21 protein-coding genes are annotated in these 19951 nt (G+C 65.1%); 15 read left to right on the top strand and 6 right to left on the bottom strand.

The genetic code is table 11. The features are described 5' to 3' along the window. Positions 1–205 precede the first annotated feature (205 nt). The gene (locus tag AU188_RS03565) at positions 206–1006 is read left to right on the top strand and encodes a TetR/AcrR family transcriptional regulator (RefSeq protein WP_059162470.1); all 801 of its coding nucleotides are present in this window, start codon (positions 206–208) and stop codon (positions 1004–1006) included. On the opposite strand, the gene AU188_RS03560 is transcribed toward AU188_RS03565, so the two are convergent. Further along, entirely contained in the window at positions 995–2155 is a 1161-nt protein-coding gene (locus tag AU188_RS03560) for an acyl-CoA dehydrogenase family protein (protein WP_059162350.1), read from the bottom strand. The genes AU188_RS03565 and AU188_RS03560 overlap by 12 nt on opposite strands. A 100-nt stretch (positions 2156–2255) precedes the next feature. Here AU188_RS03560 and AU188_RS03555 point away from each other — a divergent pair, with 100 nt between their 5' ends. Next, positions 2256–3263: an acyl-CoA dehydrogenase family protein gene (locus AU188_RS03555; RefSeq protein ID WP_059162349.1), complete on the top strand. Its 1008-nt coding sequence runs from the start codon at positions 2256–2258 to the stop codon at positions 3261–3263. A gap of 91 nt (positions 3264–3354) precedes the next feature. Here AU188_RS03555 and AU188_RS03550 read toward each other — a convergent pair whose 3' ends face one another. Beyond that, positions 3355–4263 carry an enoyl-CoA hydratase gene (locus AU188_RS03550; protein ID WP_059162469.1) on the bottom strand — a complete coding sequence of 303 codons (909 nt, stop codon included), beginning with the start codon at positions 4261–4263 and terminating at the stop codon, positions 3355–3357. Between the two features lie 95 nt (positions 4264–4358). On the opposite strand from AU188_RS03550, the gene AU188_RS03545 reads away from it, so the two are divergent. The 9 genes from AU188_RS03545 to AU188_RS03505 all read left to right on the top strand — a co-directional run bounded on the left by AU188_RS03545 (position 4359) and on the right by AU188_RS03505 (position 12096). Beyond that, positions 4359–5483 carry an NAD(P)H-dependent amine dehydrogenase family protein gene (locus AU188_RS03545; RefSeq protein ID WP_059162348.1) on the top strand — a complete coding sequence of 375 codons (1125 nt, stop codon included), beginning with the start codon at positions 4359–4361 and terminating at the stop codon, positions 5481–5483. Beyond that, a complete protein-coding gene (locus tag AU188_RS03540) occupies positions 5480–6166 on the top strand; it encodes a nitroreductase family protein (protein ID WP_059162347.1) in 687 nt (228 codons plus the stop codon). The genes AU188_RS03545 and AU188_RS03540 overlap by 4 nt, the downstream gene beginning before the upstream one ends. A gap of 297 nt (positions 6167–6463) precedes the next feature. After that, entirely contained in the window at positions 6464–6952 is a 489-nt protein-coding gene (locus AU188_RS03535) for a hypothetical protein (protein WP_172799386.1), read from the top strand. A 2-nt stretch (positions 6953–6954) separates the two neighbouring features. After that, positions 6955–8184 (top strand): NRAMP family divalent metal transporter, encoded by a 1230-nt coding sequence (locus AU188_RS03530; RefSeq protein ID WP_059162468.1) that lies wholly within the window; start codon positions 6955–6957, stop codon positions 8182–8184. Between the two features lie 11 nt (positions 8185–8195). Next, positions 8196–8585, top strand: coding sequence for a hypothetical protein (locus tag AU188_RS03525; protein ID WP_156426565.1), 390 nt, complete (start codon positions 8196–8198; stop codon positions 8583–8585). A gap of 751 nt (positions 8586–9336) precedes the next feature. After that, complete coding sequence (locus AU188_RS03520; protein ID WP_059162344.1) at positions 9337–10266, top strand: metal-dependent hydrolase; 930 nt, start codon at positions 9337–9339, stop codon at positions 10264–10266. 39 nt (positions 10267–10305) lie between these two features. Then, positions 10306–10494, top strand: coding sequence for a ferredoxin (locus AU188_RS03515; protein WP_059162343.1), 189 nt, complete (start codon positions 10306–10308; stop codon positions 10492–10494). 4 nt (positions 10495–10498) lie between these two features. Further along, positions 10499–11731: an NAD(P)/FAD-dependent oxidoreductase gene (locus AU188_RS03510; protein WP_082686467.1), complete on the top strand. Its 1233-nt coding sequence runs from the start codon at positions 10499–10501 to the stop codon at positions 11729–11731. Between the two features lie 98 nt (positions 11732–11829). Then, positions 11830–12096, top strand: coding sequence for a YdeI/OmpD-associated family protein (locus AU188_RS03505; protein WP_059162342.1), 267 nt, complete (start codon positions 11830–11832; stop codon positions 12094–12096). Here the strand turns inward: AU188_RS03505 and AU188_RS03500 are convergent, their stop codons facing one another. From AU188_RS03500 to AU188_RS25200, 3 genes are all read right to left on the bottom strand, one after another. Next, positions 12097–13299: an NAD(P)/FAD-dependent oxidoreductase gene (locus AU188_RS03500; RefSeq protein WP_059162341.1), complete on the bottom strand. Its 1203-nt coding sequence runs from the start codon at positions 13297–13299 to the stop codon at positions 12097–12099. A gap of 123 nt (positions 13300–13422) precedes the next feature. After that, positions 13423–14394 (bottom strand): enoyl-CoA hydratase/isomerase family protein, encoded by a 972-nt coding sequence (locus AU188_RS03495; RefSeq protein WP_059162466.1) that lies wholly within the window; start codon positions 14392–14394, stop codon positions 13423–13425. Between the two features lie 150 nt (positions 14395–14544). Next, positions 14545–15021, bottom strand: coding sequence for a hypothetical protein (locus AU188_RS25200; RefSeq protein WP_156426564.1), 477 nt, complete (start codon positions 15019–15021; stop codon positions 14545–14547). Positions 15022–15196: 175 nt separating this feature from the next. On the opposite strand from AU188_RS25200, the gene AU188_RS03490 reads away from it, so the two are divergent. Then, positions 15197–16117, top strand: a complete 921-nt coding sequence (locus AU188_RS03490; protein ID WP_172799385.1) for a hypothetical protein — start codon at positions 15197–15199, stop codon at positions 16115–16117. Here the strand turns inward: AU188_RS03490 and AU188_RS03485 are convergent. Then, on the bottom strand, positions 16114–17028 hold the full coding sequence (locus AU188_RS03485) for an NAD(P)H-dependent flavin oxidoreductase (protein WP_059162339.1): 915 nt from the start codon (positions 17026–17028) through the stop codon (positions 16114–16116). The two genes, AU188_RS03490 and AU188_RS03485, sit on opposite strands and share 4 nt — an antisense overlap. Positions 17029–17146: 118 nt before the next feature. On the opposite strand from AU188_RS03485, the gene AU188_RS03480 reads away from it, so the two are divergent. Genes AU188_RS03480 through AU188_RS03470 form a run of 3 tightly spaced genes read left to right on the top strand, consistent with a single transcriptional unit; the run spans position 17147 to position 19947 of the window. Continuing rightward, the gene (locus AU188_RS03480; RefSeq protein WP_059162338.1) at positions 17147–18223 is read left to right on the top strand and encodes a Rieske 2Fe-2S domain-containing protein; all 1077 of its coding nucleotides are present in this window, start codon (positions 17147–17149) and stop codon (positions 18221–18223) included. Then, positions 18220–19311: an NAD(P)H-dependent amine dehydrogenase family protein gene (locus AU188_RS03475; protein ID WP_059162337.1), complete on the top strand. Its 1092-nt coding sequence runs from the start codon at positions 18220–18222 to the stop codon at positions 19309–19311. Before AU188_RS03480 ends, AU188_RS03475 begins: the two co-directional genes overlap by 4 nt. A 3-nt stretch (positions 19312–19314) precedes the next feature. Then, on the top strand, positions 19315–19947 hold the full coding sequence (locus AU188_RS03470) for a TetR/AcrR family transcriptional regulator (protein ID WP_059162336.1): 633 nt from the start codon (positions 19315–19317) through the stop codon (positions 19945–19947). Positions 19948–19951 lie beyond the last annotated feature (4 nt).

The following is a 19951-nucleotide window of genomic DNA, read 5'->3' as shown; positions in this document are numbered from 1 at the left end:
GCTTGCGGCACAATCACGAAACAGATGTTTCCGCAATCGAGAATCATTGTTTCCAACAGTACCGCATGGGGCCCTGGCGACGGGTCGGGATGCGATCGCATCGTCGATCGGGTCGGTGCTGACCGCGCCGTCGCGGGTCCACGGCAAAATGCACGTGTCGGTAGATGACAAAGAACAAGCTGGGAACGAGTATTCTCAAGACACCATGACTGCTAAGAAGCGCACCGCCCACGACTCAGACGCCGAGCTGGAACTCGTCGACGTCGATACCGACTTCGAGATGCCGAGCACCTGGCAGGAACGAACGATCGAGCGGCGACTCAGCCAAGCACGCGCGCGTGCGCTCGCTCGCAGCTCGAGGTTCTTGGCCACGGCCCTCGAACTGGTCGAGGAATCCGGCCGCGCCGACTTCACGATCCAGACCCTCATCGATCGCTCGAATCTGAGCCTGCGTGCCTTCTACCAGCATTTCGCGGGGAAGGAAGAACTGTTGTTGGCGCTTTACGAGAACGCGACCAGCCAGTTCATCGAGGGCATCCGGCACGAGGTCTCAGCGGCCGCGTCCGAGGGGCCGATGGCGCAGCTCGAGGCATTCTGCCGGGGGTTCCTGTCCCGCGCCGAATCTTCGGAAAAGGTCGGTGGCCGCGTCATGACGATCTACAACCTCAGCCTGGAAATCGAACGGCCCGCCGACTTCGCGAAAATCTGGGAGCCACACCAGAAGCTGTTGACCAAGATTTTGACATCGTGTTCTCGCGCCGGGCTGGTCCGCAAGGACATGACTCCTGCGCAGTTGACCACGCTGCTGAACTCGACGCTCATCGCGCTCGCACAAATCGGCGTGTTCCATCTGGGTGTCAAGGGCGCAGAACTGTCCGAGGACCAATTGTGGGCATGGTGCCTGCAAGCGCTGACACCGCCCGCAAGCGGCCCCAAGAAGGCCATCGCCGCAAAGACCGCACCGCGCCGCCGCGGTGCTCGCAAGCCCAAGGATCTAACGGGGTAGACCCAGCCCGCGCTGGGCGATGATGGTGCGCTGCACCTCGCTGGTGCCCGCGTAGATCGTGGTGCCAAGCGAGAAGCGCATCAGATGTTCGAAGCGGCCGCGCTCCGGCGCCGTCGGCTCGAAGTAAGACCGCAGCGCATCGGGGCCGACGAGTTCGACGATGTCCTGGCTCGCACGCACGAGAGCCTCGGTGGAGAACACCTTCGACATCGGCCCCTCGGCGACTGGAGCTTGGCCGTTGTCGGTCATCCACACGCATCGGCGCTGTAGCAGCATCGACACCTCCAGCTCCATCGCGACGCGCGCGATCCGCCGTCGCACATCGGGTTTCGTGATCGGAAGCGGTGCGTCCTGCGACGGTGCCGTCGACGCCCAAGCCTCGGCGTGATGCAGTAGCCGAGCGATATGTGGTCCCCAACCGGACGCGTGCTCGTCCTGCAGCGACAGGCCCACCACCTGCCAACCGGCGTCGACATCGCCTATCCGCCATTCGTCGCCGATGCGCACATCGCTGTAGAACGTGATGTTCGTACGCTCGCCGGACAGGGTCCGCACCGCCTGCGCTTCGAACCCATCGGAGTCCGTGGGCACGAGAAACATCGTGAGCCCCTTGTGCTTCGGCTTGTCGGGACTCGTACGGGCCAGGAGGAAAACATAGTCGGCAATGTGGCCGTTGGTGGTGAACATCTTGGAGCCGTTGATGACCCACCCGTCACCGTCCCGCACGGCCCTCGTGGCGGCCGCGGCGACATCCGATCCGCATTCCGGTTCGGTGAAGCCGAGCGCAATCGTGATGTCGCCGGCCAGGGCGCCCGGCAGGATGCGCTCCTTCATCGGAGGTGCGCCGATCTCCCGGATGATCGATGCCACCATGCGGGTGGTCTCGGCCAGGTACACGGGCGCATCCGTCCGCATGAGTTCCTCGTTGAGCGCCTGCTCTTCCCACGAGTTGCGATCTTGTCCGCCGGACTCGGCGGGCCAACTCGGAGCGAAGTAACCCTTCTCGACGAGACCTTTGGTGAAGTCGTCGTCGTGCGCGACGCCGCTGCGGTATATACGTTCCTCGAAGTCTGGAGTCAGCACGTCCTCGAGATGCCTGCGCACGCCCTCCCGGAAGTTCTCCGTCGCGGTGTCGGACTGAAAGTGCATGAGCGGGAACCAATCTGTCTCGACGACCGTGCGGTGGCTGTTCGCGGTAATGCTACTCTCAAAACTGAGAGTCGACATATTCGCATGTGAGGTGCATCCCGTGGACCTGAGCCTGTCGGGCGAACAGCGACAGCTGCTCGATTCCTTCGCGTCGATGTACGCGCGTGAGTCGACATCCGAACGGGTGCGGGCCGCCGAGCCCCTGGGATTCGATCCGAAGTTGTGGGCGGCGCTGGTGGAGACCGGCGCCGTCGAGATGGCCGTCGGCGAGTTCGCCGGCGGCTGGGGAGCTTCCGAACTGGAACTGGCCCTGATCGCCGAGCAGTACGGCCGGGCGGTCGCATCGGCCCCGGTCATCGAGGCGCAGGTCGCCGCGAGGCTGCTGGCCGCCTGCGGTGTGGGCGAGCTGGCGCGGGACGCGATGGTGGGCGACAAGCTCGTCAGCTTCGCCCCACGGGTCTGCGACGGCGAGGTGTTGGGGCTCGTCCCCGGCGGGGCCGTGGCCGATGCGGTCGTGGCGCTGGTCGGAGGCCGTCTCGTCATGGTTGCGACCCGCCACCGCAATCGCGTCGAGAACCTCGGGTCGTTACCGCTGGCGGACGTGGTGATTCGCGATGCCACGGTTCTCGCAGATGGTGAGGCCGCTCGGCGGCTGTTCTCCGGCGCCATCGACCTGTGGCTCACCCTGACCGCCGCGGCGCTCGTGGGTGCCGCCGCGAAGGCCGTCGAAATGGGCGTCGACTACGCCAAACAGCGGCACGCGTTCGGCACCCCGATCGGCGCCTTCCAGGCTGTGTCACATCCGCTGGCGGACAGCGCCACGGCGGTCGACGGTGCGCGGCTGCTGGCCTTCGAGGCGGCGTGCGCCTTCGCCGACGAACCGCACCGCGTCACCGAACTGGCCGCTATGGCATTCGCATTCGCCTATGAGACTGCGCGCGATGCCACGCGTCGCAGTCTGCACATCCACGGTGGCTACGGCTTCGGGATGGAAGGTGACATCCAGCTGTACTACCGGCGGGTCCGAGGGTGGGCCATGGTGTACGGCGAGCCGGCAGTCGCGCTGGACCGCGTCGCGGATGCCCGCTACGGAGCGGTCACCGGCTGAACCGGCCGTCCTTCAGTGAGTGTGGGGGAATGCGCGCCTGCGCGGCCGAATGAGTGACGGTAGCCGACGTTCGGCGATGGGGTGGTGGTTGTCACGCCTCGGCACGCACCTGGTCTTTGACCGACAGCACGATCGGGGGAGCGGTTCGCCAGTTCGGCACGCCCTGATCCTCGCCGGCGGTGGCGCGCTTGTCGTCGCGCACCCCGACCCAGTGCGAGTGGTTCAGCTGGTGCAGCGTGAAGCAGGCCTGCAGCGCATTGTAGAAGCCCATGTTGTCCACGGACTGGTTGACCGATTCCTTGATCAGCAAGGCCGCCATCGTCGGGACGGTCGCGATGCGCCGCGCCATGTCGAGTGTGCGGTCGGCCAACTCGTCGCGCTTGAAGATCTTGCTCACCATGCCCAGGCGGTAGGCCTCCTCGATGTCGATGGCGTCGCCGGTCAGCATCAGCTCTTTGGTGCGTCGCGGGCCGAACTCCCACGGATGCCCGAAATACTCCATGCCGCACATGCCCAGCCGGGTCCCGACCACGTCGGCGAAGCGCACCTCCTCGCTGCCCACGATCAGGTCGCACGCCCAGATCAGCATCAGGCCCGCCGAGAACACATCGCCATGCACCTGAGCGATCGTGATCTTGCGCAGGTTGCGCCAGCGCAGGTTGTTCTGGAAGAAGTAGTGCCATTCCTGCAGCATGATCTTCTCCGCACCTTCGCGGGTGCCGCCGTTGATGGCCGCGGTCGGATGCTGGCCGGGTCCGGGGGTGAACTCTGCGCGGGCCTGTTTTGAGCCGATGTCGTGGCCGGAGGAGAACATCGGCCCCTCGCCGGCGAGGATGACGACGCGAACGGTGTCGTCGGCTTCGGCCCTGGCGAAGGCCTCGTCGAGTTCGACCAGCATTCCTCGGTTCTGGGCGTTGCGTTGCTCCGGGCGGTTCAGTGAGATCCGCACGATCTGGCCGTCGTCGAACGTCTCCCACTTCAAGAACTGGTAATCGGTCATCGGCTCCTCCATCGTCGTGCACTGTGGTAATGGTGTTATCGGTGAGTGAGAAGGTATGTTCTCACACTTCGGAGCTCTGCCTGGGAAGGGTGTGCATGACAGACGGTCAACATGACCCGAGGGTCATCCTCTGGGGTCCGGGTCAAGTCGGGGTGGGTGCGTTACGAGCGCTGATCGCGCACCCCGGACTCGACCTGGTGGGCGTCGTCGTGCACGCCGCGGCGAAGGAGGGCAAGGACGCGGGCGCACTCTGCGGGATGCCCGACACCGGCGTCGTGGCGAGCCGGGACATCGAGGCTGCATTGGCGCTCGACGCCGATGTGGTCGCGTACTTCGCTTCCGGCGACTACCGCTATCGCGAAGCGGCGCACGACATCGCACGGTGCCTGCGCGCCGGGAAGAACGTGGTCTGCACCTCGCTGGTGCCGATGTGCTATCCGCCCGCGGCCGACAAGGAGACGGCCGACCTCATTGCGTCGGCGTGCGAGGAAGGCGGCACCAGCTTCTTCAACAGCGGCGTCGACCCCGGCTGGGCGAACGACGTCATCGCGCTGACGATGACCGGATTCAGCAGCCGCGTCGACACCATCACCATGCTCGAGATCCTCGACTACGGTCCGATCAATCAACCCGACATCATGTTCGACTTCATGGGTTTCGGGCATCCGCCGGACCATCCCGCCCCGCTTTTCGACACCGAGCGGCTCGCGGCGTTGTGGGCGCCGACCGTGCATCTGGTGGCCGACGGCGTCGGCCTGCCGCTCGATCGCGTTGAGACGACCATCGAGAAGTGGCTGGCCACTGAGCGTTACGAGGTCGCGTCGGGATGGATCGAACCGGGCACCATGGGCGGGATGCGGTTCAAACTGGCGGGCATGGTGGAGAGCGAGGAACGCGTCGTACTCGAGCACATCACCAGGATGGGCGAAGGTTCGGCACCGGACTGGCCGCGACATCCGTCCCCACACGGGGGATACCGCGTCATCGTCGACGGTCTGCCCACCTACACGGTCGACATTGAGATGCACGGTCGCGGAAACAACATGCGAGGCTTGACTTATGCGACGGTGATGCGCGAACTGAATGCCATCCCCGCCGTGCTTGCCGCACCACCCGGGGTGCTGTCAACACTCGACCTGCCATTGGTCACCGGACCGGTGCGCGGCGGAACGTGGCAAGGCATGCTTCCGCGAACCGCCGACAAAGTAGCGCCGGCATGACGACATCCGACATCTGGACAGTGATGGCGAGCGCGTCGGCAGTACGCAGATACCGGCAGGACCCGGTGGACGACGCGGTGCTGCAGCGCTGTTTGACCGCGGCGACGTGGGCGCCTTCTGGCGCGAATCAGCAACCCTGGCGGTTCGTCGTCCTGAGATCACCCGAAACACGCGCGGCAGTATCCAAAGGCGCACGCCGGGCATGGGAGGCGATGGTCGCCTTCTACAAGCTCGAAGTCCCGTCCGAAGATGCTGCGGACCCCAAGTCGCGGGGCTTGCGAGCTGTATGGGAACACACACATGTCGGCGGCGACGCTCCGGTGTGCATCCTGTTCTGCATCAAGCCACAACGGGGGACGGGCGACCTTCAGCAGGGCGCCTCCATCTTTCCCGCGGTCCAGAATTTCTTACTTGCCGCCCGAGCGGTCGGCCTCGGTGCGGCAGTCACGTTGTGGCACGAGTCCTGTGAGTCGGAACTACGCGCGCTGGTCGGCATTCCCGAAGACTGGCGGATCGCCACGCTGGTAACCGCCGGGTGGCCGCGCGGGAGCCATCACAAAGTACGGCGAAAGCCGGTTGAAGATGTCGTTGTGGTGGACCAATGGGATCGCCACTGGGCGCCCGACATGAGAGTGCGTGCCGCGTCCACCAGCGTTGACGAGGCGGGTGCGCAGCGCTCATAACCGGGCGCCGGCTCCGTCCGTACCGGTAACTCCAGTGCCTGCTGCGCCTCGATCGCGGGGTTCACGGCCGACAACGTCGAAGGCGAATGCGGCGAGCACGGCGCGGATTCCAAGCGAGAGCACCGCCGCCGCGGCGCACCGCAGGTTTGCGGCTACGGCGGAGGGGTAGCCGACTTGCGACGTTTTGCCGCACGTGGAGCGCCGCAGTTTGCTGCGGCGATCTGCGTCGCTGTTGAAGCTTCCGGTGCCAAGGAGACGGATTCTGTTGCCGCGTCGCCAACGCTCACCCTCGCCGCTATGACGCTTGCTGATCACGACAAGCGGGGTGCCCGGTTGGCGGTAGGAGTCACCTGTGTGTTGCTCGTTTTGCTCCTGGCCGTGTGGTACGGCGTCTGGCCGCCACGGTCGCTTTCGAGCTACCGGCAGCAGGCGGCCTCCACCGTGCAAAGCTGGCGATCCCAGCTTGACTCCACCCGGTTGTGGGTCGGAGCAGTGGAGCAGGGGCGTGTCACGAAGACAGCGGCCGCCGTGGCGTTCCGCGAAGCTGAAGCAGATTCGGCCGCCACCCTCGACCGCTTCCGGTCCTATGAACCGCCCGAGCCGGTGTCAGAGGCGCTGGGCCTGCGGACCCGAGTGATGGCCGTGGGTCAGCAAGCGCTGTCGCTGCTGGGAAACCTTCGAATTAACGCGAATGCCGGCCGATGGAACGAAGTGACCCTCGCCGCACCGGCGATGGAAGACATCAGCGGTGCGTTGCAACGATTACAGACGGAATTGTCGACGTGAAGATGTCGCGCTTGTTCGGCTTCACGCTCGGGACACTCTCCGCCATCGGCGGTTTCATCGATATCGGTGACCTCGTCGCCGACGCCCAGGTCGGCGCCCGGTTCGGGTTGCGTTTGGCGTGGGTGACAGTCCTCGCAGTAATCGGCATCGCCTGTTTCTCCGAAATGTCAGCTCGGATTGCGATCGCTACCCGCCGCCCCGCGTTCTCGTTGATGCGTTCCCGGCTCGGACCGCGATACGCGCTAGGTGGGTTGATCGGGTCTTTTCTGGTCACCGCACTTCTCGTGATGGCCGAACTCAGCGGTGTGGCATTGGCACTCCAACTTGCCAGCGGCCTGCACTACCTTCTGTGGGTTCCTGTGGCCGCTGCCGGCGTCGCGGTCCTGATCTGGACCGTTTCTTTCCACGGCATGGAACGGGTCTACGGGCTGTTGGGACTGACGATGCTGGTGTACGTGGTCGCGGTGTGGCAGCTCGGTCCGGACTGGTCGGCCCTCCTGCAGTCGGCGGCGACCCCGTCCCCGGTGGCCGGCGAAACCTGGCCGGTTTACTTCTTCTTCGCCGTCTTGCTCATTGGTGCCCAGATGACACCTTACGAGATGTTCTTCTTCTCCTCCGGTGCGATCGAGAACCGTTGGCGCAGAGCAGATTTGCCGGAAATGCGATTCAACGTTCTGATGGGCTTCCCGCTCGGGGGACTGCTGGCAGTCGCGATACAGGCGGTTGCATTCCTGGTGTTCTTCCCGGCCGGTATCCACGTCGAACATCTGTCGCAGACCATCCTGCCCGTGGCCATCGCGATGGGCAAGGTGGGTCTGATCATCGCCCTGGTCGGAGTGTTCGCCGCCACGTTCGGCGCGACGCTGGAGACGCTGTTCGCGACCGGTTACGACATCGCCCAGTACTTCGGATGGTCGTACGGGAAGACTCAACCGCCAGTCCGGTCGGCTCGATTCACCACCACCATGCTGGTTCTGCTGTTGACCGCTGTGGCGCTCGCGTTGACGAGCATCAACCCGATCACGGTGACCATCTATGCCGTCACCTTCAGCGCGATCCTTCTGCCATTCGCGTTTCTACCGGTCTTTCTCGTCGGCAACGACCGCGCCGTGATGGGAGAACTGGCCAACGGCAGGATCTCCAACACCATCGGAGCCGTCACGCTCGTCGTCAGCACAGTCGTGGCGATTGCCGCCTTCCCATTACTCGTCCTCACCCGAGCCGGATCGTGAAAGGACACTTCGTGACCACCGATGAAAACCCTTATGTCAGTATGCGCTTCGATTTTCTCGATCTGCAGGTCATCGACCGTGACGGAATTCCCGTGGGACGGGTCGATGACCTCGCGTTGGAGGTTCGTCACGACGGCGCGTACGTCACTCACCTGCTCACCGGACAGCGCGCGCTGGGTGCGCGGATGACCGGTGTCTTGGGCACCGTGCTGAGGACCATCGCCGCGACCGCAGCCACCGACGTAAATCCGCGCGAAGCCCGGGCAGTGCCAGTTGACGAGATCGAAGAACTTCGCCCGCAGGTCAAGCTCCGCCGCCCGCTGCGCGAGCTGGAGATCGCCGGTCTCGAACGCTGGTTGGCCGATCGTCTGGTCAGCCGACTTCCTGGAAGCCGCAAATGAGAATGATCATGAGCGCTCTGCTGGGCACGTCCGTACACGACGACACGGGACGCCACCTTGGGTCCATACGAGATTTGTGGCTGCCGGCTGGCGATGACACCGCAACGGTTGGGCGTCGCGTGATGGCGATCGTCGTATCACCGCCGTCCCGTCGGGCCGCGCTCGCCTACCTGTGGGGATACTCTGCCGGCCGTGCCCGCGCGCCAAAAATGCTTCGCCGTCTTCTGAGTGCCGATGTTGTGTCAGCGGGTGTGATTCCGGCGGAGTCGGTGACGAGGTGGGGCAACCCCGTTATCGTCAAGGCCGGTACCGTTGTCCACCCTCTTCCGAGGAGCTGATGGCGTGACCTTCCCGGAAACACTGTTGGCGGCGTGGGCGGTATTCATAGCGCTGTTGATCGCGTTGGCCGTAGTGGCCTGGCGAGGAGCGCCGCCGGATTAGCGAGCGCTACGACGGCACCAGCTGGCAGGAATCCGCACTATCGCTGGCGGGCGCTGGGCGCGCCATCGGTTGCCATCCGAAGCTCCTCCGCGGGGCACCGGCAGTTTAGAGACAGATCGGTCTGTCTACAGATACTGCATGGGTGGCTCGTCACGGGCAAAACACGACGGCTGGACGATCAATGGTTCGGCGATCCCACATATCTTGGATCCGATCGGTGACGCGAACAGCTGCATTGCGGTTCTCCAAGCCCGGGCCTCCCACCTGTGTAGAGCACCTACATCACCCGAGATAAAGGTAGGAGCGGTCGATGCCTGAGGTGGAGCTGCACCACGACGGACACCCGGCGTTTCGCCGCCAGGTTCGCTTCGATTGGTCGAATTTGCCGGTGCACTGGGTGCCCGATGACCCGTTCTGTACGCACATGGTGAATGTGCTGCATCTGCTGCTGCCCGAAGGAGAGCGCCACTTCATCAAAGCGGTCCTCGAGGCGTCGTCGCTGGTCGACGACCCGGAGCTGGAGGCGGCCATCAAGCCGTTCATCCAACAGGAGTCCTGGCATGCGTGGGCACATCAGGTGGTGTTGGACCGATTGGCCGAGCAGGGGATTGACACCGCTGCCTACACAGATCGCCTAGGTCGGACGTTGTCGGTGACCCTCGGTGATCCGCCGAAATTCTTTCCGCGGTCGCTGAAGCGGTGGTGGCTGTATCGGCGGTTGGCGGATGTGGCGTCCCTGGAGCATTTCACCGCGGTCCTGGGACAGTGGATCCTGCGTAACAAGGGACTGGAAAACGCGGGCGCTGACCCCGTCATGCTGGACCTGCTGCGCTGGCACGGCGCCGAGGAGGTCGAGCACCGTTCGCTGGTATTCGACGTGTACCAGAACGTGAGCGGAAGCTATTGGATCAGAGCATTTTCGATGCTGATGACCGCGCCGCTTTTCGTCGGCTGGTGGATTGCGGGGGCTAAATACTTGATGGCCAACGACAACTCGATCGACGCCAAATGGCGCTGGCGGGACTGGCGGCGTGCTGCGCGCAAGGACCTGTTGCCCGACCCGTGGAACTTCCTTGTGGCGGTGCCGCTTCGGTATATGCGGCCCAGTCATCACCCCGGACCCGAGGCGGACACCCAGATGGCGCTGGACTACCTCGCGTACTCGCCGGCGGCCCGAGATGCCCGCGAGCGTGCAGAAGCCCACGAACGGTCATCGACGACACAGGCGGCCCACGGCTAGGTCAGCGAATCGGCAGCGGTGAGAGTCAGAGGAGCGACGATGGAAGTTGTAGTGGATCTGGATACCTGCGATGGCAACGGTGTATGCATGAGCATTTGCCGCGAGGTTTTCGACGTGCGGGAGGACGGTCTACATCTCGTGCAGGAGCAGCCGGGAGAAGACTTGCGCGACAAGCTTGTCGGCGCAGAAGTCTCGTGCCCCACCGGCGCGATCACGGTGAAGGACTGACCCCGTGTCCTCGAATGGTCCGCTCAGGCAGGTGGTGGTCGTTGGGGGCGGAGTGACCGGCCAGATGGCGGCGCAAACGTTGCGGACAGAGGGGTTCGACGGTGAGCTGACGATGGTCGGCGCCGAACGGCACGCCCCCTACCACCGACCGGCCTTGTCGAAAAAGCTGCTCACTGGCGAAGTGCACCGGGCGGGCATCGACATGGCACCGCAGAACGAATTCAACGCGCGGGTGCTGCGAGGGGCCAGCGCAGTCGGGCTGGACATGGCAACGCGCACCGTCGAGGTCCGCGACGGCGACCACGTCAAAACTCTGAATTTCGACGGTCTCGTCATCGCGAGCGGTGCCGACGTGCGGCAGTGGCCCGGCGGCCGGGTGCCCGGCGGCGTGCTGCCGCTCCGCACAGTCGAGGACTGCTTGGCCATCCGAACCAAGCTCGTCAAACGCTCTCGGGTCGTGGTGGTCGGCGGCGGGTTCATCGGCACCGAAGTCGCCGCGAGCATACGCTCGATGGGCCATAAGGTGACGTTACTTTCCCGAGCCAGCGCTTTGCTGCACTCCGCGTTGGGGCAGGAGATGGGAACCTGCTGGACCGACTTGCACCGCCAGCACGGCGTAGACGTGCGAGTCGAGGTCAAAGTCGACGGCTTCGTCGGCAACGGACATGTCACGGCCGTCGAGCTCAGCGACGGTTCAAAAGTGAAGGCTGACTTGGTTGTCATAGGGCTCGGCGTCGAGCCCGCCACCGGTTGGCTACAAGGCGCTGGGGTCAGGGTGGACAAGGGAGTGGTGTGCGATGCGACCGGCGCCGCAGAAGGCGCGACCCGCGTCGTCGCCGCGGGCGATGTCGCACGCTGGTGGCATCCGCTCTATCAGCAGCATCTACGAATCGAGCACTGGGACCAAGCCTCCCGCCAGGGCGTCACGGCGGCACACAATCTGTTGGCAGGGCCCGATGCCGCCGAGGAGTATGACGCAGTGCCGTATTTCTGGTCCGACCAATACGATGTGAAACTTCAATTGCTCGGCGTGCCCCTGGGATACGACACCGTAGAGATCATCGAGGGAAGTCTCACCGGCAGGGAGTTCGTCGCGGCGTACGGAAAGGATGGGCGAACGGTCGCGGTGCTCAGCACCATCCCCGGCCGGGTCAACGATTACCGCAGCGCTATCACTGGCCGAGCGATCTTCCCGCCGCGCGCACACGATGAAACCGGCGTGATCACTTCGGCATAGCGGCAAAAGCCAGCAGAGGCGCGAAGGATGCAACCGTGCCGGACGCAGGCACACTACCGCACGCCGCCAGTCAGCCACCCGCGGACTATCCTGCCCCCATGGGTAGCTCGCGAGTTTCCGGTGGCGTGGTGCACGATCTGCCGGCGGATCTGCGTAAGGCATTGCTCGCCAACGACACCGCGCTCGCCGCCTGGAACGACATCACGCCGCTTGCGCGCAACGAGTTCATCTGCTGGGTCGAGGATGCCAAGCAGGACAAGACACGGGAGCGGCGCATCCGTCGCACCCAGGAAGAACTCGAAGAAGGCAAGCGCCGCCCGTGCTGTTGGCCAGGCTGCAAGCACCGCGAGCGCACCGGCAAGTAGTCACTGCTCGTAGGCCGGCGCGGACTGCAACTCCGGCGCCGCCGCAGCAAGCAGCGCGTCACGGTCACCGGTCAGCGGTGGATAGATGCGCTCGCCGTTGATGATTCGCTTGGTCGCCTTCGCGGCCGCGCCGGTGCTGACCACCCGGCGGTCCCAGCCCTCCGTGTACACCGCACCCGCCGGCCCAAGATCGAGAACCGTGACATACCACGGAATTCGAAGCGCCAGCATCGGTTCGCCCAACAGGTCGCTGATTACGTTGTACCCCGCATAGCGACCCATCGGCCTGCCGTGCTGGCACGACATCACCGACATGTGCTCGTCGTCCATTCGCGCTGCGGCGACGTCGCCTGCAGCGAACACTCCGGCGACGCCCTCGACCCGCAGATGGTCGTCTACCGGCAGCCGCCCCAACCGGTCACACGCCACGCCCAATTGTCCGGTCAGCGGGTTGGCCCGCATCCCGGCGCACCAGACCACCGTGGCCGCATCGACCACATCACCCGTCGACAGCGTGACGCTTCGCGGTCCGACCCCCGAGACGCGAACTCCGGTTAGCGCTTCAACCCCGTTGTCCGCCAACGCTTTCTCGATCACCGGCCGGGCCGAGTCACCCATATCCGACCCGACGCGCGGGTTGTGATCGACGAGGACGACCCGCGGTCTCACCCCGGAGTCGAGGGCAGAGGTCAGCATCGCGGGCAACTCGCTGGCGGTTTCGATGCCGGTGAGGCCGGCGCCGACGACGACAGCGGTCGCCGCCGTCGCATCGTCCGATCGGAGACCGCGGATGTGGCTCTGCAGCCGCACCGCCGCGTCGTAGGTGTCGACGTCGAACCCGAACCGGGCCAACCCCGGAATGTCGGGCTTGACGACGCGGCTGCCGGTCGCCAACACCAGGCGGTCATAACCCAGGACCGCACCGTCGGCGGTGCTCACCGTCGCGGTCGATGCATCAATTCCGACCACCTCGGCCGTGAGGTGTCCGACTCCCACGGGATCCAACAATTCGGACAGCGGGAGCCGGCACTCGCTCAGGTCGGCCTCGTAGTTGCGTACCCGGATGTCGTGATACGGCTGCGGGCTGACGACGGTGACGTCGATCCCGGTGGCTTCGAGTTCGTCGAGTCGCCGCGCCGCTGCCAGCGCCGCCCACAGGCCCGCGAAGCCCGAACCCAGGACGAGGACACGGGCGCCGGGCATCGCATCATCGTCACGCCCCGCGGCGCCCTGAACAAGTGGCGAGTGTTGGGTTGTCTGACGCTTCGAGCGACAGGACCGTGCCGCAACCCGACACTCGACGGCCGGGACGACCGATAGCCGTGTTCAGGGCTTGTTGCGTCCCGACCGGCTCAGCCGCCAGTCCGGTGGGTAGTTCAAGTCGTTGTCCTTGACCACATTGTTGAGCCCCTTCTCGAAGGTGCCCTCGGTGAGGTCGACGTCGTTTTGCTGATCGTTTTGGATGAGCGGCAACATCCCCTCGACCATGCCGGTCAGCAGGCTGCCGAAGTACTCGCCTTTGTGCTGCTTGTAGAGCTCCAGGAAGGTCTTCTGCACCGCGACGGTGTCGGTCGGACGGGACTTCGAGCAGGCCAGCGCGTACTTCTCGGTCTCGGTTTCGAGCCTGTCCCTGGGCACGACACTGTTGAGAAAGCCGCAGTCATACATTTCCTGCGCGCTGAACGGCCGGCCCGTGAACAGCATCTCGGAGAACTTGCGCAAGCCCATCGTCTCGGCCCACCACCACAGCCGTGGTCCCCAGCCGACGTAGCGGAACGCCGGATGGCCGAACAGCGCGTCGTCGGAGGAGATCACCAGGTCAGCGTCGCCCGCCTGATAGAAGTGCCAGCCGTAGCAGTACCCCTTCGCCTCGATGATGCTGATCTTGCGGAGTTCCTGTAGCGGCCGGTTGCCCGCGCGTGCCTTGGCGTAGAAGTCGGTCACCGTCGACAGGTATCGGTAGGAGCCGCCGGGCGGGTACTTGACATCGTCATCGTTGATCGCGAGTTCGTGCAGCAGGGGCATGCCGGGGTTCTCCAACATGTCGCGTTGCTCGGGGAGGTCACCGCCGCTGCCGAAATCGTCGCCTTCGCCGCGAATCACGACGACCTTGACATCGTCGTCGACATTGCATTTGTGGATCATGTCGGCGTAGAGCTGGCGCATGCCCATCGTGGTCGAGTTCTGAGCCTCGGGGCGATTGAAGGTGATGTAGGCGATCCGGTTCTTTCGGTCCTTCTCGAACCGGATGTGCTGTTCGGCTTCCCGCTTCATCTCTTCGTAGTCGTGATCTGGCATGCTCGGCTCCTTCATCTTCACGTGAATATGCGGCCCGCATAACCGGGCTGCTGAATGCCTGGACCTGACACAGCGACGACGACAGGGCGTCATCGATTCGTCGACAGTCTGACAGCGCGCGACAGCGGTCGGGCTGTTTGTACTGTCCGCTTAGAACGAAGACAGTTCCGTGCGGTTCGCGCAACGGGCAAACTCGATCACCGAGCCGTTCCAGAGCTCAGCGTCATCTCTGTATTGCTGAGCCGCTTTTATGCGACAATCTCCTTCAAGACCCTCCGTAGACGAGGGTTCTTTTTGGACGGAGGCGACCATTCCTACGTCACCTTTGCGCATTACGGCGGGTGTCTGCGTGCTCGCTGCCGGACTGTTTTTCAGCGTCGGCGGCGCGATCGCCGCTGCGGACTCCGATTCCGGTGACGGCGCGGGCGGCGGTGGCGCGGGGTCCAGCCAGGGCTCGGCCGGCAGCAACCAGAGCACCGGCGCGTCCACCGGAAGCGCGGCAAGCGCTGCGAGCGCCGCGAGCACGGCGAGCACGGCAAGCGCGGCAAGCGCCGAGTCGAAGTCCGATCCGGGCGGAACGCTGAGCAACAAAAACTCGAGCACAAACTCCACCACGCGGCTTTCCACGACACGTCAGAGCCAATCTTCTGAGGATCAGACCACTACGTCCGCCGGCGTCGACGATGCGCAAGAAGGCACCGAGTCCGACGAAGACCTCGAGCCACTCTCGACCGATCCGGAGCCCACCACGTCCGTCGACGTGGAGGAGATCACTGAGACGGCGCCCAGTACCGAGGCTCCGGTGCCGACAGTGGCCGCGGACGCCTCGGCCGATGACTCGTCATCGGTTCCCGCCGCGGCGACGACACCGGCCGCGGATCCCCCGGTGGCCCCGATGGCGACGCAACCTCCGGCCCCGACGGTTAAACAGTCGGCGCCCCTTTCCCGGCAGTTGGGGCCGGTCACGAATATGGTCAACACGTTTGCCGACGTGCTGAACTCGGTGCCCGGAACGCTCAGCGCGCTACAGACGTCGAAGACGCCGATCACGGATGCCATCGCATCCATGCAGGAGATGCTGACGACGGTGGCCGGTGCGATCACCCGGGTGCCCAGTGATTTTGTGGCCATGCTGGGGATTCCCTCGTCCAATCTTCCGGATCGACCGCTGATCGGAAACAGCGGCGCGCTCAACCCGATCCGCACGCAGACCCCGGCCGACGCGCCGCTGTTCGGCCCGCGTCCGGGGCAGGTACCGCAAGCGGTGGCTCCCGCACAGAGCACCTCACTGTTCGGCACCATGGCCCCGCACCCGGCGCTGGGGACGGTGGCCGCCACCGGTCTCAGCGAACCGCTGTCGGTTTCGGGAACTGTGCCGCTGACGACCGGCGCCCCGTCGGGTGCGCAGTCGATCTTCGAGCACGTCATCGAAGCGGTCCTCGTTCCGGCGTCGCTGACGGCGCTGGCGGCAGTGGCGCTGCCGGGCGTCGGCGCCTTGCTCGTCATCGCCGCGGCGGGCGTACGCGTGGGCTACCGGCAAGCCAAAGCAGGTCTGGCGCTGCGCGCCTCGGGTATCGCGCGCTTCGCCGGGCCCGGTCCGCTCGGTGTCGTCCGCTCGGGGTCACTTGTCGCTCTGCGCCAGCGCGCCCGGGGGCCGCGAACCAGGCGTGCCGTGTGTCCGGACGCGTCGCGGTCGGCGCGCGCGCTCGAACCCGTCGCCTAGGCCCGCGAGCCCGCAGCCGCCAACGCGGCCTCGATCTCGGTCCACGTGCGCCGCACTATCTCCGCGACCGGCAACAGGTCGCGTATTCGCGATGAGACCTGACCGGTGTTGGCCACGCTTGCGTCCATGTCGCCGGCGAAGTACAACTCGGTGATCTTGCCCAACAGTCGGGCGTTCGCGTCGTTGGCCGCGACTCGCGCGGCCAGCCCGGTGCGTAACACCCGCATCGTCGGATTGCCCGGGAGGTCGAGCAGCACGGTGCCCGCGTCGTCGGCCGTGACGATCGCATCCTTGAAGTTCGCGTGCACGGCGGATTCGACACTGGCCAGCATCCGCGTCCCCATCTGGACGCCCTCGGCGCCGAGCACCAGCGCGGCCGCCGCCGACCGAGCGTCGCACATCCCGCCGGCCGCGATGATCGGCAGGTCGACGTTCTCGGCGACCAATGGAAGCAGCACCATGCTCGATGCGCCGAGCAGCGATTTGAATCCGCCGCCTTCGACACCCTCGACCACCAATGCGTCGACGCCGGCATCGGCGGCTTTCCGAGCGCCCTTGAGCGATCCGACGACATGCACGACCGTCATCCCGGCGTCATGCAGGCGTTCGGTGAACAAGGCCGGATCGCCCGCCGACGTGAAGACGTGGCTCACCTCGGCCGCGGCGAGCGTGTCGACGATCGACGGGTCGGCCTTCCAGCCCTGGATCATCAGGTTGGCGGCCACGGGCTTGTCGGTGAGGTCGCGCACCTTGAGCAGATCCGCGCGCCCTCCGTCGGTCAGCGTCTCGATCATGCCGAGGCCGCCGGCCTCCGAGACCGCCGCAGCGAGCTCAGCGCGTGCGATGTAGGTCATCGGCGCCTGCACGACGGGAAACTCGACGCCGAGAAGCGCCTGGATTCGGTTGGCCACGAAGCCATTCTGGGGTCGCGCAGACGCGCGGAGAAATCGCCCTGGCAATTTTTACATTGAGTGCTCTATGATTTGTCCCGATCGCACCCGACCGCCAACGCAGCCGGAGAGGACCTCGATGGCCAAGCCTCCCCTGTCGATGAAGCCGACCGGATGGTTCCAAGTGGCGTGGTCGGCCGATATCAAGCCCGGCGACGTCCGGCGGATGACCTATTTCGACCGCGAGATGGTCGGCTGGCGAACGGCATCCGGTGAAGCGGTCGTCATGGACGCGTACTGCGAACACCTCGGCGCCCACCTGGGTTACGGCGGACACGTGGAGGGCGAGGTCATCGAATGCCCGTTCCACGGCTGGCAGTGGAACAAGGACGGCCGCAACGTCTGCATCCCGTATCAGGACCGGCCGAACCGCGGCCGTCGCATCCGCAGCTATCCGGTCGCCGAACGCAACGACTCCATCTACATCTGGCACGACGTCGACGGTCGCGAGCCCTACTTCGACGCACCGGACGTCTTCGCCGGTTTCGACGACGGCAGCAGTGCCGCGGACTACTACCCTCCGATGACGCTGCACCGTGAGCGACTCGAACTGCATCCGCAGTACGTGCTCGAAAACGGCGTCGATTTCGCGCACTTCAAGTTCGTGCACAAGACGCCGATCATCCCGGTGTTCACCCGCCACGATTTCACCGGCTCCTGGTCGTATGTCGACTTCACGATCACGTTCGAAGGTGACGAAACCCAGTCGATCGAGGACGTGAGAAGCGGCGTGGAAGCGATCAACGGTGGGCTCGGCATCGCGGTGACGAAAAGTTGGGGCATGGTGGACAACCGCACGATCTCGGCGATCACGCCCGTCGACGACCGCACGTCCGACGTCCGCTTCATGGTGTACATCGGCCGTACCCCCGGCCGCGACGATCAACGGGCCGAGGCGAAGGCCGCCGACTTCGGTGCCGAAGTCATCCGCCAGTTCAACCAGGACGTGCACATCTGGTCGCACCAGCGTTACTCCGACCCGCCCGCGCTCGCGACCGCCGAGTACGAGGGTTTCACCGCGCTGCGCAAGTGGGCGGCCCAGTTCTATCCTGACGGCCGCGGTGGTAACGCCGCTGCGCTCGCGAGGAGCGTCAAAGATGCGACCCTCGAATTCTCCCGTCCGACAATGAAGTCCGAGAAAGGCCGAGCCGAATGACCGTACCGACCGCACGCCCGACACGTGTCTTTCAGGTCGCGACAGGAAATCTCGGGACCGAGATGATCAAGCGGATCGGCGAGCATCCGGATCTCGAGCTCGTCGGGCTGCACTGCTACACGCCCGAGAAAATCGGTCGTGACGCCGGCGAGATCGTGGGCATCGGCCCGGTCGGCGTGACCGCCACCGGCACGGTCGAGGAAATCGTCGCCGCCAAACCCGATGTGCTGACCTTTCACGGCGTCTTTCCCGACGAAGACCTCTACGTCAAGGTTCTCGAGGCGGGAATCAACATCGTCACGACGGCGGACTGGATCACCGGTTGGCACCGCGACACCAATCATCCGCATCCGTCGGGCAAGCCCGTGTCCCAGCTACTCGACGAGGCCTGCCGCAGAGGCGGTTCGACGTTCTACGGCACCGGCATGAACCCCGGGCTGAACCAGATTCTCGGCGTGGTGTGTTCGGCCGACGTGGCCGAGATCGAGAACGTCACGACCATCGAGTCGGTCGACGTGTCGTGTCACCATTCGAAGGACACCTGGATCGAGGTCGGCTACGGCCAACCCGTGGACGACCCCGAGATCCCGGCGAAGCTGGAGAAGTACACCCGCGTCTTCGCCGACAGCGTGCTGATGATGGCCGACTGCTTCGACCTACGCCTCGACGAGGTCAAGTTCAGCTACGAATTGGGAGCCTGCACAAAGGATGTCGACCTCGGCTGGTACCAGCTGCCGAAGGGGTCGCTGGGCGGCAACTACATCAAGTATCAGGGCATGGTCGACGGGGTGCCGAGGGTGGAGACCCATCTCGAATGGCAGATGACACCGCACACCGATCCGCACTGGGACATCAAGGGTTGCTACATCACCCAGATCAAGGGCGATCCGTGCGTGTACAACAAGCACATGATCTTCCCGAAGCCCGGTGTGGACCTGTCCAACCCCGAGGCCTTCGCCTCCATCGGCATGACGGTCACGGGGATGCCTGCGCTGCACGCGATCCGGTCGGTGGTCGCAGCACCGCCGGGGCTGATCACCAGCGCCGACCTGCCGCTGCGCGGGTTCGCCGGACGATTCAAGAGATAGCGCATGCCCCAGGGCGCCAACGTCGCGCCTCGCCGCCCGGCGAACGGAAAGCAGGTACGCGCGGATCGAACCCGCGCGATGGTCATCGACGAGACAGTCCGCTGCATCCTCGAAGAGGGCTTCGGCGCGGCGAGCGCCAAGCACATCACCGAACGCGCAGGCGTGACGTGGGGCGTGATCCAGTACCACTTCGGTGATCGCGACGGCTTGTTGATGGCCGTCGTCGACGAGGGTTTCGGCCAACTGACGACTTGTCTGCACGACGTCCAAACAAAACTCGGCGAGCACTCCGGGCGTGCGCGCACCGAACTGGTGATCAACGCCGTCGCCGAGGCATTCCTGAGCCCGACATCGATTGCGGCGCTGGAGATCCTGATCGCGACCCGGACCGGTCGCGCCGATGTGGACCAGCGTCATCTGGCCGAGCTGTTCTCCACGCTGACCCGGCTCGGCCGCTTCGTCGGCGAGGGGCTCGACAAGAGGCACGCCGACGCGGTGGGCAATCTCATCTGGACCACGTTGATGGGTGCGATGGTGGCCAAGATGGCGGTCGAGGAACCAGTCGACGTCGGCCGGGAGTTACGGGCATTGACCGACGTCGTCACCGCCTACGTCGAACTCCAGGTCAAGGTTTGACGCG

Origin of the sequence: Mycobacterium sp. IS-3022, assembly GCF_001500065.1 — a bacterium.
Classification (GTDB): Bacteria; Actinomycetota; Actinomycetes; order Mycobacteriales; family Mycobacteriaceae; genus Mycobacterium.
Note: the sequence above shows the minus strand (reverse complement) of the source record. Positions and strands in the feature narration are given on the sequence as shown.

Excerpts from the sequence above, each read along its gene's own strand:
- AU188_RS03565 (WP_059162470.1), top strand. The coding sequence starts at position 206 with ATGACTGCTAAGAAGCGCACCGCCCACGACTCAGACGCCGAGCTGGAA.
- AU188_RS03560 (WP_059162350.1), bottom strand. The coding sequence starts at position 2,155 with ATGCACTTTCAGTCCGACACCGCGACGGAGAACTTCCGGGAGGGCGTG.
- AU188_RS03475 (WP_059162337.1), top strand. The coding sequence starts at position 18,220 with ATGACCGTACCGACCGCACGCCCGACACGTGTCTTTCAGGTCGCGACA.
- AU188_RS03480 (WP_059162338.1), top strand. The coding sequence starts at position 17,147 with ATGGCCAAGCCTCCCCTGTCGATGAAGCCGACCGGATGGTTCCAAGTG.
- AU188_RS03470 (WP_059162336.1), top strand. The coding sequence starts at position 19,315 with ATGCCCCAGGGCGCCAACGTCGCGCCTCGCCGCCCGGCGAACGGAAAG.
- AU188_RS03500 (WP_059162341.1), bottom strand. The coding sequence starts at position 13,299 with ATGCCCGGCGCCCGTGTCCTCGTCCTGGGTTCGGGCTTCGCGGGCCTG.
- AU188_RS03535 (WP_172799386.1), top strand. The coding sequence starts at position 6,464 with ATGACGCTTGCTGATCACGACAAGCGGGGTGCCCGGTTGGCGGTAGGA.
- AU188_RS03540 (WP_059162347.1), top strand. The coding sequence starts at position 5,480 with ATGACGACATCCGACATCTGGACAGTGATGGCGAGCGCGTCGGCAGTA.
- AU188_RS03515 (WP_059162343.1), top strand. The coding sequence starts at position 10,306 with ATGGAAGTTGTAGTGGATCTGGATACCTGCGATGGCAACGGTGTATGC.
- AU188_RS03495 (WP_059162466.1), bottom strand. The coding sequence starts at position 14,394 with ATGCCAGATCACGACTACGAAGAGATGAAGCGGGAAGCCGAACAGCAC.
- AU188_RS03505 (WP_059162342.1), top strand. The coding sequence starts at position 11,830 with ATGGGTAGCTCGCGAGTTTCCGGTGGCGTGGTGCACGATCTGCCGGCG.
- AU188_RS03520 (WP_059162344.1), top strand. The coding sequence starts at position 9,337 with ATGCCTGAGGTGGAGCTGCACCACGACGGACACCCGGCGTTTCGCCGC.
- AU188_RS03545 (WP_059162348.1), top strand. The coding sequence starts at position 4,359 with ATGACAGACGGTCAACATGACCCGAGGGTCATCCTCTGGGGTCCGGGT.
- AU188_RS03530 (WP_059162468.1), top strand. The coding sequence starts at position 6,955 with ATGTCGCGCTTGTTCGGCTTCACGCTCGGGACACTCTCCGCCATCGGC.
- AU188_RS03550 (WP_059162469.1), bottom strand. The coding sequence starts at position 4,263 with ATGACCGATTACCAGTTCTTGAAGTGGGAGACGTTCGACGACGGCCAG.